At 61.1% G+C, this 13,083-nt stretch carries 7 protein-coding genes and 1 tRNA gene; 5 read left to right on the top strand and 3 right to left on the bottom strand.

All coding sequences use genetic code 11. From position 1 onward, the window contains the following. Nucleotides 1-113 precede the first annotated feature (113 nt). Both E8M77_RS20560 and E8M77_RS20555 read right to left on the bottom strand, forming a co-directional pair. The gene (locus E8M77_RS20560) at nucleotides 114-1,682 is read right to left on the bottom strand and encodes an iron ABC transporter permease (RefSeq protein ID WP_246659350.1); all 1,569 of its coding nucleotides are present in this window, start codon (nucleotides 1,680-1,682) and stop codon (nucleotides 114-116) included. Nucleotides 1,683-1,921: 239 nt separating this feature from the next. Further along, nucleotides 1,922-5,575, bottom strand: a complete 3,654-nt coding sequence (locus E8M77_RS20555; RefSeq protein WP_137132475.1) for an ATP-binding protein — start codon at nucleotides 5,573-5,575, stop codon at nucleotides 1,922-1,924. Between the two features lie 235 nt (nucleotides 5,576-5,810). Here E8M77_RS20555 and E8M77_RS20550 point away from each other — a divergent pair, with 235 nt between their 5' ends. The 5 genes from E8M77_RS20550 to E8M77_RS20530 all read left to right on the top strand — a co-directional run bounded on the left by E8M77_RS20550 (nucleotide 5,811) and on the right by E8M77_RS20530 (nucleotide 12,074). After that, nucleotides 5,811-6,257, top strand: a complete 447-nt coding sequence (locus tag E8M77_RS20550) for a phasin (RefSeq protein WP_137132474.1) — start codon at nucleotides 5,811-5,813, stop codon at nucleotides 6,255-6,257. 139 nt (nucleotides 6,258-6,396) lie between these two features. Next, nucleotides 6,397-6,473 (top strand) — tRNA-His (locus tag E8M77_RS20545). A 187-nt stretch (nucleotides 6,474-6,660) separates the two neighbouring features. Beyond that, nucleotides 6,661-7,488 carry a hypothetical protein gene (locus E8M77_RS20540; RefSeq protein ID WP_137132473.1) on the top strand — a complete coding sequence of 276 codons (828 nt, stop codon included), beginning with the start codon at nucleotides 6,661-6,663 and terminating at the stop codon, nucleotides 7,486-7,488. A gap of 332 nt (nucleotides 7,489-7,820) precedes the next feature. Then, nucleotides 7,821-10,511: an HAD-IC family P-type ATPase gene (locus E8M77_RS20535; protein WP_246659349.1), complete on the top strand. Its 2,691-nt coding sequence runs from the start codon at nucleotides 7,821-7,823 to the stop codon at nucleotides 10,509-10,511. 48 nt (nucleotides 10,512-10,559) lie between these two features. After that, complete coding sequence (locus E8M77_RS20530) at nucleotides 10,560-12,074, top strand: bifunctional aminoglycoside phosphotransferase/ATP-binding protein (RefSeq protein ID WP_137132471.1); 1,515 nt, start codon at nucleotides 10,560-10,562, stop codon at nucleotides 12,072-12,074. 24 nt (nucleotides 12,075-12,098) lie between these two features. Here the strand turns inward: E8M77_RS20530 and E8M77_RS20525 are convergent, their stop codons facing one another. After that, complete coding sequence (locus E8M77_RS20525) at nucleotides 12,099-12,980, bottom strand: LysR family transcriptional regulator (RefSeq protein WP_137132470.1); 882 nt, start codon at nucleotides 12,978-12,980, stop codon at nucleotides 12,099-12,101. Between the last annotated feature and the right edge of the window lie 103 nt (nucleotides 12,981-13,083).

Below are 13,083 nucleotides of genomic sequence, written 5' to 3'. Positions count from 1 at the left end.
CAACCGGGCAAGCCAGCGCCCGCGTTTCATGGACCTAGTCCGGCACAACCTCCAGCATTGACTTCAAAGGCAGCTTCGGCTGCCTTTCTTTTTGCGCGCCTGTTGGGGAGGGTTCAGCGTTCCATGGAACGGGAGACGATCATCACCGGAATGAGGCCGACCAGCACGATGATCAGCGCCGGGATCGATGCGTTTTCGATCTGCGCGCGCGAGGCATCCTCATAGACCAGCGTGGCAAGCGTGTTGAAGTTGAAGGGGCGCAGCAGAATGGTTGCCGAAAGCTCCTTCATCGTCTCGACGAACACGAAGAGGCCAGCCGTCAGCAGAGCAGGGCGCATGTTTGGCAGGAGCACGGAGGTCAGCGTCTGTATGCGATTGCGGCCCAGCGTGCGCGAGGCCATGTCGAGATGCGGCGAAAGCTTCTGGAAGCCGGCATCGACCGTGCCTTCCGCCATGGTGAGAAACCGCACGCTGCAGGCATAGAAGATGGCAAAGCCGGTGCCGGACAAAAGCAGTCCGGTGGACAGGCCGAAATGGCTGCGCATCAGGCCATCCAGCGCATTGTCGAAACTGGCCAGCGGCATCAGCACGCCGATCGCCAGCACCGTGCCAGGCATGCCATAGCCCAATGACGCCAGCCGCCCGGCAAGGCCGCTGATCGGTCCGCCGCGCGTGCGGCTGGCATAGGCGAGCACGAAGCCTATGACCACTGTTGCAAGCGCTGCGGCACCCGATACTGAAACGCTGTTGCCGAGTGCCTTGAGAAGGCGCGGATCGACAAACAGTTCGAGCCGCTTTGCCGCATAGCTTGCCAGCATCAGAAGCGGCAGAAGAAAGCCGATCGCCACCGGCAGGGCGCAGGTCGCCGCCGCCAGAAGGCCGTAAGCGCCATTCAGCTGCGGGCGCACCAGATCTCCGGCGCTTGCTGTCGTGCGGTTGGCCACGAAGCGTTGCCTGCGCCGCGCCAGCCGCTCCACCGCAATCAACAGGGCGACGAAGATGAGGAGAACCACGGCCAGCTGTGCGGCTCCCGCCAGGCTGCCGCGGTTGAGCCAGGTATCATAGATGGAAAAGGTCAGCGTGTTGACGCCCAGATATTCCACCGCGCCGATATCGTTCAGCGTTTCCATGGTCACAAGCGTCAGCCCGATCATGATGGCCGGGCGCGCCATGGGCACCTGGATGCGCAGCATGGTGCGCAAGGGGCCGGAGCCCAGCGTGCGGGCCACATCGCTGGCCGCACGGCCCTGCATCAGGAAGGTCGAGCGACAGGCGAGATAGACGTAAGGATAGAGCACAGACGACATGATGAGCACGGCGCCGCCCAGTGAGCGGATATCGGGAAACCAGTAGTCGCGGGCGCTTTGAAAGCCGAACAGCGTGCGATAGGCGGTCTGCACCGGCCCGGTGAAATCCAGGAACTCCACGAATGTATAGGCGCCGATATAGGAGGGGATGGCAAGTGGCAGCACCAGCGCCACCGAAAGCATGCGGCGCAGCGGAAACCGGAACGTGGTGATGAGCCAGGCCGTGACGATGCCGAACAGGCTGGTGACCAGCCCCGTCAGCAGCATCAGCAACAGTGTGCGCCCGGTGGCGCGCGGCAGAACATTGGTGATGATGTGCAGCAGGCTTTCGGTGCCGCCGGAAAGGGCGATCCACACCACGGCCGCCACCGGCATGGCGGCAATCAGCGAGACGACCAAAGCGACGGCTGAAAGGGGGCGCGCCTCCTGCCGCGTGGCGCGCATCTGCCTTCGGCGGGCAAGCTGCAAGTCGACAATCCTTCCGGTTTCCGTCTGGTCTTTCCCACCGCCTACAGCATTGGCCGGAAAAGCGGAATGGATTTTCGACAGATCACCTCGAAAGATGACTTCACAAGTCACCTTGTCGCAGCCGGCAGTTGGCCGTCAGCTTTCTCTCAATTTGCCAGAACCCGTGGCGAGGGGAAGGTGACTTCCACAAGCGTTCCCTCGTTCGGTGCAGAATGAATGGCGAAGGCGGCACGATTGGCATCCACCATCGCCTTGGTCAGCGGCAGGCCAAGCCCGGTTCCATCGCCGCGCTTGCGTGTGCCGCCGGCCACCTGGCGGAACGGCTTCATGGCAAGCTCCAGTTCCGGCCGCGTCATGCCGATGCCGGTATCGCGGATGCGCAGCACTACATTGCCGTTGGCCTCATAGGCCGTCGACACGACGATCTGCCCACCCGACGGGGTGAAGCGGATGGCATTCGACAGGATGTTGAGAACGATCTGCTTGATCGAGCGCAGATCCGCCACGACGGGCGGCACCGATTGCGACAGCGCCGTGCGGATGATGACCCGCTGACCATTGGCCTGCGGCTGTACCAGCGATACGGCTTCCGAGACGGTTTCATTCAGCCCGACAGAGGCGAAATCAAGCTCCATCTCGCCGGCTTCGATCTTCGAAATGTCGAGAAGATCGTTGACGATATCGAGCACGTGGCGGCCCGAGCGGCCGATATCATTGGCATATTCCACATAGCGCGCATGGCCGATCGGCCCCAGCCGTTCGGTGGCCATCATATCGGCAAAGCCGATAATGGCGTTGAGTGGCGTGCGGATCTCATGGCTCACATGGGCCAGGAAATCGCTCTTGTGGGCATTGGCGGTTTCGGCGGCGCGCTTGGCATTGCGCAACTCTTCCTCGGTGCGCTTCCACTGGGTGATGTCACGGATCACCGCGCAATAGCCATTGGAGGAGGTGAGGTGGCCGATGGTCATGAACAACGGCAGGAAGCCGCCGGAAGCCTCGCGACCGATGACTTCGCGACCATCATTGAGCAGGCTTGCAACGCCATGGCCGGCAAGTCCCGCCAGATAGTCGAGCACGGATTTCTGGCTCTCATGGGCAAACAGCATGACGAAGGGTTTGCCGCCGGTTTCGGCATTGTCATAGTTGAACAGGGCGCTTGCCGCCCGATTCATCGAGCGGATCTCGCCATTCATATCGATGATCACGACACCATCGGTGGCCGTATCGAGGATGGAGCGCAATTCCTCCACTTCGATGGCAAGCCGCGACAATTCTTCCACCTGACGGGCGCCTTCGGCCACGGCTTCAGGGTCCGGTTCGATGACGACCGGCGGTTTTTCGACAATCTCGCCCATCGGCATCAGCGCCAGAATGAGGGCGGTCGAATGCTCCCAGCGCACCGATTGCAGCCGCGCGCTGACAGGCACGATCGCATCATCGGCGCGCACCACCACCATGCCGCCGGCTTCAGCCGTCTTGTCTTCCAGGTCCTGGCGCTGCAAGAGTGCATCCAGCCCGCCCACTTCTGCAAGTTCTGCGATACTGCCATAGCCGGTCAGGCGCAGGAATTCCGGATTGCCATGGATCAGCGTCTCGCCGGCATGCACGAGAAGCGCCACGGGCATCTGGTCGATGATTTCGGCGGAAAGATCCGGCCGGGCGCGAAGCGGTACGGCCTGCGCATAGGCTTCCACCAGCGAGATGCGATCATCCTCGACCGGTGCGCTAATGGGCTCGACAGGTTCGGAAACCGGGATTTCTACGGCGTCCGCTACTTCGGCTTCCGTCTCCTCGGCAGCTGGCGACGGTTCCTCGACTGTTTCCGGTTCGCCTTCGTCTTCACCAGCCGTGTCCGGCAGGTCTATCATCGGCGCGTCGTACAGCACGTCCTGGATCGGCGGTTCTTCGACCTCCGGCAGAGCCGCGCTGAATGCATCAACACTTGCTTCGGCAGGTACGGCCTTGTCCGCCTCTGTGTCATCGCCCTGGCGGAACTCATCCAGACGCCTTGCGATTTCGCGAAACGCCGCCTGTTCGCCGGGGCTCAGGCCCTCGCGCGCCTGGGTTCGGCGTTCGTCAAAGCGGATCACCTTGTCGGAATGGCGCTGGCCGGGATTTTCGACAATGCGCAGAACCGGCTTTTCCACCAAAGGCAAGGGCAGGGGCGTGGTTACCTTGGGCGCGATCTGCGCCTCGCTCAGCGCGTCGTCCACCTCGTCCAGATCGGCATCATCCTCGGCAAGGTCCTCGACAGGCTCCTCGTCTTCACCGGCGTCTGCGGCGGCCTCGTCCTCATCGATAATCTCGGCATTCTCTACCACATCCGGCAGGCTGAAACCGGCGCCTTCGGCATCCACTTCGTCCGGATCTGCCGCCTGCTCATCCGCTTCCACTTCGCTGCGCGGTGAAAGTGTCAGCCCGACGGCCTGCGGATCATCCTGCACATCGGCAATGCGCACGATGCCGAAGCCGCGGAAACCATCGAAGTCGCGGTTGCGGGTATAGGTCGGCAGGGCTGCCAGATCGATCGGCACGCGCAGCGCCGTGCCTTCCACCGGCCACCAGATGGTCTTGCCAGACCAGGTGTCGCGGCGGCTGAGCAGTTCGGCGATCCTGTTGTCGGGGTCGAGATTGAAGAGCGCCGCAACATCGGTGAAGGCAAGGCCGATCACCTGGCCGGCATGCGGGCCCACGCTTGCGGCAAGCTCCGGCGAAACCTCGCTGAAATGGCCATCGGCATCGATCTTCCAGACAAAGCGGGTGGCGCGGGTCTCGCGGCGAAAGCCGAAGGCGGGCACCGGCGCGGGCACTTCTTCCTCGATTGTCTCTTCAATCGCCTCTGGAACGGTCTCTGCGACGCTGTCCTGGACTGGCGCGTCCACCGTCTCGTCCCGATTTGGCGCAGCCGTTTCAGCCTCTGTGTGAGAGGCATCCTCCGTCAGGGGGGCGGCAAATTCTGCCTCTTCCAGTGTGTCCTCGTCCAGCTCGGCAATTTCGCTCACGGCCTCTATAGCCGCCTCGAATGTGTCAACCGCCACAACCGGTGCCGGCTGCAGCGAGACGGGTTCCGGCTCGGCCGGGCTCTCCTGTGCGGGCGCGGGTTCAGTCGGCACGGGTTCCGCTATCGCGCCGGCATCGGCCTGTACCAGCAGCAGAAGATGCAGCGCCGGTTCATCCGAAAGCTTGGCGATGGCGCCGGGCAGATAGCCGATGGCGGTGGGCACGGGCCGCTTCACCAGCCGGTCGCGGTCGTTTTCGGCAAGCGTTACCAGCATGCGCGCCGTCTGCGGTGTGAGATTCAGCGTGGCAAAATCCGGCGAAGTGGCAATCAGCGCGCCCTTGCTGTCGAGAACCGCCATATGCATGCCGGGATCATCAAAGCCTTCCAGCATCTGGCGGGCGCAGTCTGCCGGAAGCGGCGGCTTGTCGCCGGCCGGCACGGCCAGCAAAATCGCGTCCTGTCCATTGGCAAGCCTGATGACTTCGCAGAGCGCATTGACCGCCACGCGCTGGAAGCCCGCCGTCATGCGCATGATAAAGCTGCTCGTATCGCCGGGGGCTGACAGCTGGCGGGCGGTTGCCTGCATCTGGCGATAGGTCAGGTCGCCTTTGGCAGGCCCCTGGTCGATGATGTCATAAATGGCCTCGCGGCCGAAAAGCTGTGCGCCTCGGCCATTGGCCCAGAGCACATCCGCCATATCCCGCGAAAACAGCACGAGTGCCTTGCCGGCAGCAAAATGCCCCCGCACCCGCTGATGGGCGGCGATATCTATGAATGGGTATTGCACAGAGGACATGGCAGGCCTTGTATGGATACCGTCGTCATCGAGAGCCAACGGCAGATTAACACATTGTTAGTAACTTCCCAGCCCCGCCGGGTCCACAATCAGACAGGGGGAAACCGCCAACACGGTTAATCAGCAAAATCGCATGTTGCAGCGCACAATAATATTGCAATGCACAAGATATTGGGTTATATAATCGGCATGAGGCTATCGCAGGTTGCGGGCCCGGATCAAAGAGGATCATGACATGGCATACAAGACAGATGATATCTTCTCGTTCGCTGCATTTGATACCAACCGTTTCTCGGACAGCTTCCGCGAGATCGCCGAAAAGGGCGCCACCCAGTCGCGCGAGGCCTTCACCAAGATGAAGTCCGCCGCTGAAGAAGCCACGAAGACGGTGGAAACCACGATGCAGACTGCACAGTCTGGCTCCGTCGAGCTTGGCCTGAAGGCCATCGAAGCCCTGCGCACCAATGCTGAAATGTCGCTTGCGCATATGGAAGCGCTGCTGGGCGTGAAGTCGGTATCCGAACTCATCGAATTGCAGACCGGCTTCGTGCGCAAGCAGGTGGAAATCACCGTCGAACAGGCGAAGGCGATGCAGGAAGCTGCCCGCAAGCTGGCCGAAGACGTGACGAAGCCCGGCAAGGAAGCCGCCGAAAAGGTCATGACGACCTTCAAGCCTGCCTGATCTCAAAATTCCATCACGCGACAAGGCCGGGACTTATGCCCGGCCTTTTTGCACTCCGGCGAGTTTCAGGGCTTGCAAAAAAAATGCAATGCTCTTATGTCACGCCCAACGCGCCGGCTACATGCCGGCAACGTGATGTGCGGTTGTAGCTCAGTTGGTTAGAGCGCAGGTTTGTGGCACCTGAGGTCGGAGGTTCGAGACCCCCCAACCGTACCATTTTTCCACAGTGATTTTAGATGTTTTGTAAATTTGATGACTTCGAGGTATGTCAAATTTCCATGCGCTTTGACCTTGCGGAGCATGTTTGGAACATTTGTTTCATACCGCAAATTTGGTGACGATCTATGTGCGCAGCAATACGATGTTATCGTCGGATCTAACTCGCTTTTCGGGATCTGGTCCAATGGATGATAAACATGATAATGAGGAAGTCTTGCCTTCCGTCGATTTAACGATGGAAGGCTTTGCCGAAATTGTAAGCTTCGTATTCGCCTTTGCCGCTACTGTGCGCCGGGAATTCGAATGCTTTACCGAGAAAGTTCAGCCCTCGTTGATGGCTTTGTCCATGATCGATTGGGCGGTTGTCCGGCAGAGAATTGACGAGTTACCGCAGAAGTCAAAGGACGCAATGCGGTTAGCGCTAGACAGCGGTTGGTTTTTCGGGTGGCATGATGGACTTCAGAGTCTCATGGAGTTGGTTGACAGACTTTCTGCTAAGCCAGCGTCAGAACACGTTGACCAGATTATGGCTGATTACTATCGCGCAAATATGGAAACATTTGCCGCTCAATTGTACACAGCGTATCCGAATAGGGCAGCACCTTTGCGAGCTGCCATCTATGCACACTCTTTGGCATCATACGACGGATATTTCCTGTCGATACCTGTCTTCATAGCTCAAGGCGACGGGCTGTTGGCCGAGAATGCGAAAGTAAAATCGCCGATCAATGATGCTGGGGTTAAGGAGTTTCACAAAAAATACGCCTCAGATCAGAAGGTATTGGACCTTATGCTTCCATTTTTGGACCTTCATACCTCGCGTTTTTGGCAGACTGAAAAAGCTCGGCGAAGAGAGGTAGAAGCAACTGGCAAGCCGTTTGTTGCCTTGAACCGGCACCAGATTATCCATGGCGAGGTCTCTGACTATGGGAGTGAAATCAACAGCTTGAAGGCATTCTCATTTTTGGTATTTGCTGGGTTACATGTTCCTGCTGTTTTGACCGAAGAATAGCAGGCTCGACTAGAAATCGTATACAAAGGGTTCCTGCAATTGGTCTTTCTGAGCGACCGGCGGCGAAATAACGCTGAAGAAGCAGATGCTTAGGAGCCGCAGGCGGATAAGCCGTATCCTGTCTAGCCAGCCTACCTTCACTTTGCTTTCCTGATTGCCAGTATCCCCCCCCTCACATTCCCCCACAACTTGACACACATCAACTCCCGCCGCGCGCGTATCGGTAGTCTGCTTCCATTCTGCAACCGTGGCATTGGTCCCCCAATGCCACCTGGGGAGCAAAGCCATTGCCCAACACCACCTTAGCGCAGCGTGTCAAACAACCGGCCTCAGTGCCCGAAGCCGGGCTTTCGTCTGCCGAGGCGCGGCTCAGGCTGGAGCGTCTTGGCCCGAACCTTATTCCGGAAGGCCGCAAGCCCTCGTTTTTGCGCACGTTTCTCGCCCAGTTCAAAAGCCCGCTCATCTATATTCTTCTGGTGGCAGCCGGCATTTCGCTGGCGCTGGGCGATGTGGAAGACATGATCTTCATTCTCGCCGTTCTTGTTCTCAATGGGTTGGTGGGCGGGGTGCAGGAACATTCGGCGGGGCGGGCAGCAGCCGCCCTTCGCAGCCTGGAACAGCCGCATGCCATGGTTATCCGCGATGGGCGCCAGCAGGAAATCGATGCCGGTGATCTTGTGCCGGGAGATCTCGTGCTTCTGGAGGCGGGAAACCGCGTGCCGGCCGATCTTGATCTGGTCGAGGCGACCGATCTTTTGTGCGACGAATCCCTGTTGACGGGAGAATCGGCGCCGGTGCGCAAGCGGCTTGCCATCGTGGAGCCGGGCGCATCAATGGCAAAACCCGGTTCGCGCCCGCGTCTGTCGGCCTTTGCCGGTGCGCTGGTCACGCGCGGGCGGGGCAAGGGCGTGGTGACGGCCACCGGTGCCACAACCGAGATTGGCCGCATTGCCGTGCAGATCGGCCGCGCCTCCCTGTCGCGGCCACCGCTGATGATCAGGCTGGATCGGTTTTCGCGCCTGATCGGCATTGCCGTCTGCGTGGCTGTGGCGGTGATTGCCGTCATTGGCCTTATGCGCGGCTCGACGCTGAACGACATGTTCATGATGGCGGTCGGCCTTGCCGTCAGCGCCATTCCCGAAGGCCTGCCGGTTGCCATTTCCGTGGCGCTGGCCATTGGCATGAGCCGCATGGCGCGCCACAATGTCATCGTGCGGCGCTTGCCGGCGGTGGAAACGCTCGGGTCTTGCACGATGATTGCCACGGACAAGACCGGCACGCTGACCCTCAACCAGCTGACGGTGACCGATATCCGTCTGCCGGATGGCACGGGTCTCGTGCTTCAGGCCGGTGCCGATCTCAATGCCTGCGCCATTCTGGATGACAGCGGCGATGCCGTGGCTGGCGCCGAACAGGCCGAGCCTTTGCTGCGCGCCGCGCTGTTTCCCAATGAGGCGCGGCTGGAATGGCAGGCGGGGGAATGGCAGGGCAGCGGCGATACGGTGGATGTGGCGCTGCTGGCGGCAGCCCGAAAGGGTGGTCTCGATCATTCTGCTCTGCATCAGGATCTGTCGCTTCTGTCGCGCATTCCCTATGAGCCGGATCTCAAATATGCGGCTTCCTTCCACCGTGATCCGGAACAGGCACAATGCGTGCGCCTCTTCGTCAAGGGCGCGCCGGAAACGGTGATTGCCATGGCCGATCGGATGCAGGTGGGGGGCGTGCCGGTGGCCATGGATCGGCAGGTTCTGTCCGCGCAGGTGGATGCCATGGCCGCCGAGGGCCTGCGCGTTCTGGCCTTTGCCGAGGGCCGGCTTGCTGCGGAAAAAACCGGTACCTATGGCCCGCATCATCTGGTGGATCTGGTGTTTCTCGGGCTTGCCGGCATGCAGGATCCCATCCGTGCCGAAGTGCCGGCGGCGATCAAGGCCTGCCATGCGGCAGGCGTCGAGGTGGCGATGGTGACCGGCGATGATCCGCGCACGGCAGCAGCCATTGCCAGACGCGCAGGCCTTGCCTTCACGCCGGACCAGGTGGTGACGGGCGAGGATGTGGGCCGGGCGCAAGAGGCGGGCGAGGCGGCGCTCGACACGCTGACCGGGCAGGCGCGCATCTATGCCCGTGTCGTTCCGGCGCAAAAGCTTGCCATTGTTCTGTCGCTTGCCCGCAACGGCCATTTCGTTGCCGTTACCGGCGATGGCGTCAATGATGCGCCGGCGCTGAAACACGCGCATGTGGGTATCGCCATGGGGCTGAAGGGCACGGATGTCGCCAAGGAAAGCGCCGATATCATCATTACCGATGATAATTTTGCCTCCATCATATCCGGTATTCGCGAAGGGCGGGTGGCTTACGCCAATATCCGCAAGGTCATCCAGATGCTGGCGGCAACCGGCGCTGCCGAAATGGTTCTGTTCCTGCTCGCCATTCCGCTCGGCCTGCCCATGCCGCTTCTGGCGGTGCAATTGCTCTGGCTGAACCTTGTCACCAACGGCATTCAGGATGTGGCGCTCGCCAGCGAGAAGGCGGAGGGCGATGAGCTGTCGCGCCCGCCGCGCCGGCCGGATGAGCCGATTTTCGATCCGCTGATGATCCGCCGCGTACTGGAAGCCACGCTGGTCATGGGTCTCGGCGGCTTTGCCTTCTATGCCTATCTCCTGACCCATGGCTATTCTGAGGTCGAGGCGCGCAACCTGCTGCTGCTGCTTCTGGTGTTTTTTGAAAACTTCCAGACCTTTGCCTGCCGCTCGGAACGTCGCTCGGTGTTTTCCATGGGGCTTTTCAGCAATCCGCTGCTGCTTTCCGTCGTGGTTGCGGCGCAAGTGCTGCATCTGTCGGCTGCCTATATTCCCTGGCTGCGCGATACGCTGGAGGTGCAGCCCGTCACGCTTGCCCAGTGGTTTACCGTGATGCTCATCGGGTCTTCGGTGCTCATCGTGCTGGAAGTAGACAAGTTCATCAGCCGCCGTCTCGGCGCGCGGCGGCTTGCGCAGGATCAAGCACTGGCGGCAGAATGCGTTTAAGGTGACGGAGCGCGCGAAATCATCCGACTTCGCCGGGAGGCTATCTGCATGATCGTTGATGACCAGCATGAGATCCGCGCCTTTCTGCACCGGCCGGAGAATTTCGGCCAGCCGGCGCCGGTGGAGATTATCGAAACGCATATTTCCTTCCTGGCGCTGGCCGGCAACCGGGTGATGAAGCTGAAGCGGGCGGTCAAGCTGCCTTATGTGGATTTTTCCACGCCGCAGCTTCGGTTGCAGGCTTGCGAGGCGGAAGTTGCGCTGAATTCGCTGACAGCGCCCGGCCTTTATCTCGGCGTGCGCCGTATCACCCGCCAGCCGGATGGCGCACTGTGCCTTGATGGGGCGGGCGAGATGATCGATGCGGCGATCGAGATGCAGCGCTTTGACCAGTCGCTGCTGTTTGACCGCATGGCCATGGCCGGCGCGCTTGACGCCCAGTTGATGACCCGCACGGCGCGCATGATTGCCACCGTCCACCGGCAGGCCCCGGTTATCGAGCGCGCCGATGGTGCACAGCGCGTGGCGGATGTTCTGGCCATCAATGCGGCGGGCTTTTTGACGAGCACTGTGTTTTCACCCGCGGAGGTGGAAAAGCTGACAGCGCGTTTCGAGGCGGCACGCCAGACTCTGGCGCCCCTGCTGGATCGACGTTCGCAAGCGGGAAAGGTGCGGCGCTGCCATGGCGACCTGCATTTGCGCAATATCTGCCTGCTGGAGGGTGAGCCGCGCCTGTTTGATTGCATCGAGTTCAACCCGGAGCTTGCTACCACGGATGTGCTCTATGATCTGGCTTTCCTGTTGATGGATCTCTGGCATCGCGGCTTTGCCGATCTCGCCAATCTCACCATGAACCGCTATCTGGATGAGGCTGACGAGGAGGATGGTTTCTGCCTCCTGCCTCTCTTCATGGCCATGCGGGCCGCCGTGCGCGCCCATGTCACGGCAACCCAGGTGGCCGAAGCAGAGGATCGCTCCGAGGCGCTGGTGGCAGAGGCGCGTTCCTATTTTGAACTGGCCGATCAGCTTCTGGCGGAAAAGCCCGCCCGGCTGGTGGTGATCGGCGGCTTGAGCGGTTCGGGCAAATCGACCCTGGCCGATCATCTGGCGCCCTATCTCGGTGTGCCGCCCGGCGCGCGTGTTCTCGAAAGCGACCGTATCCGCAAGGCGCTGTTTGATGTGCCGGCCGAAACACGGCTGCCGCAGGCTGCCTATGCGCCGGATGTATCGGCAGAAGTCTATGGCACGCTTGCCCAAACAGCGGAGGTTCTGTTGACGGCGGGCGCAAGCGTTGTGGCGGATGCCGTTTTCGACAAGCCGGAGAACCGAAGTGCCATGGTGCGGGCAGCCGCAAAGGCTGGAGCGCGCTTCACCGGTCTCTGGCTGGAGGCCGATGCCTCCCTTTTGAGTGCCCGCGTGCGCGCCCGCGAAAAGGGGGCATCGGATGCGACGCTGGAGGTTCTGGCCCAGCAGCTGCAACGCCCGGTTCTGGTGGAGGATTGGCGCCATCTGTCCGCCGATGCGCCGCTCGATACATTGGTGAAAACGGCGCTGGAGAGTTAGTGTCGACTTACGAAATGGGCTGAGTTAGACGAAGATCTGCCGTGCCTCGCTGACGGCCTCCTGCAAAAAGGCAATCACCGTGCGGATGCGCATCAGGTCGCGCAGGCTTTCATGCGTGCTGGTCCAATAGGCGCGGCGAATGGAAATCTCCGGCAGAATGCGGGCAAGTTCTGGGGCCTGGCGGGCAATGTAATCATGCAGAATGCCGATGCCGGCGCCGGTGCGCACCGCCTCCGTCTGGCCCATGGCGCTGGAAATTTCAAATCCGGCATCCCAATCGCGCATCACCTCGCCGGTAAAATTCAGCTGCGGCGAAAAGATCAGGTCATCGACATAGCCGATACGCGGATGCTGCCGCAATTGCTCCAGCGTCGCCGGCTCACCATTGCGGGCGAGATAATCGCGTGATGCATAAAGGCCCAGCGTATAATCGGTCAGCTTGGAGGAGACGAGCCGCCCCTGGCTCGGGCGCTCTACGGTGACGGCAATATCGGCCTCGCGCTGCGACAGCGAAAACGAGCGCGCCACGGGCACCAGCTGGATGCGCAGGTTCGGATGCCGCTGGATCAGCGTGCCAAGCCGGGGCGCAAGGAAGGAGACGCCAAAACCATCCGGCGCGCCGATGCGCACCGTGCCTTCAATCGGCGCATTCACCTCGCCGGTGCGCGCCTGCGCCACCAGCATTTCTGCCTCTATGCGTTCGGCAGAGACAAGAAACGCATGGCCGTCGGCCGTCAGCTCGCAGCCATTCGGCTTGCGGATCAGCAGGCGGGTGCGCAAGCCATCTTCCAGCGCATTGATGCGCCGCCCAAGCGTTGCATGATTGAGCCCCAGCCGGCGCGAGGCCGACAGCAACTGTCCCTCGCGGGCTACTGCCAGAAAGATGCGGACATTGTCCCAGTCCATCAGCATGTCCTCGCCGGCGCCGGGGCATCTGCACCCCCCTCTGGCCTGCCGGCCATCTCCCCCTCAAGGGGGGAGATCGGAATGCCGTACCGTCTTTGCCTCC

It is taken from the genome of Rhizobium sp. FY34 (assembly GCF_005222845.1).
Taxonomy (GTDB): domain Bacteria; phylum Pseudomonadota; class Alphaproteobacteria; order Rhizobiales; family Rhizobiaceae; genus Neorhizobium.
Note: the sequence above shows the minus strand (reverse complement) of the source record. Positions and strands in the feature narration are given on the sequence as shown.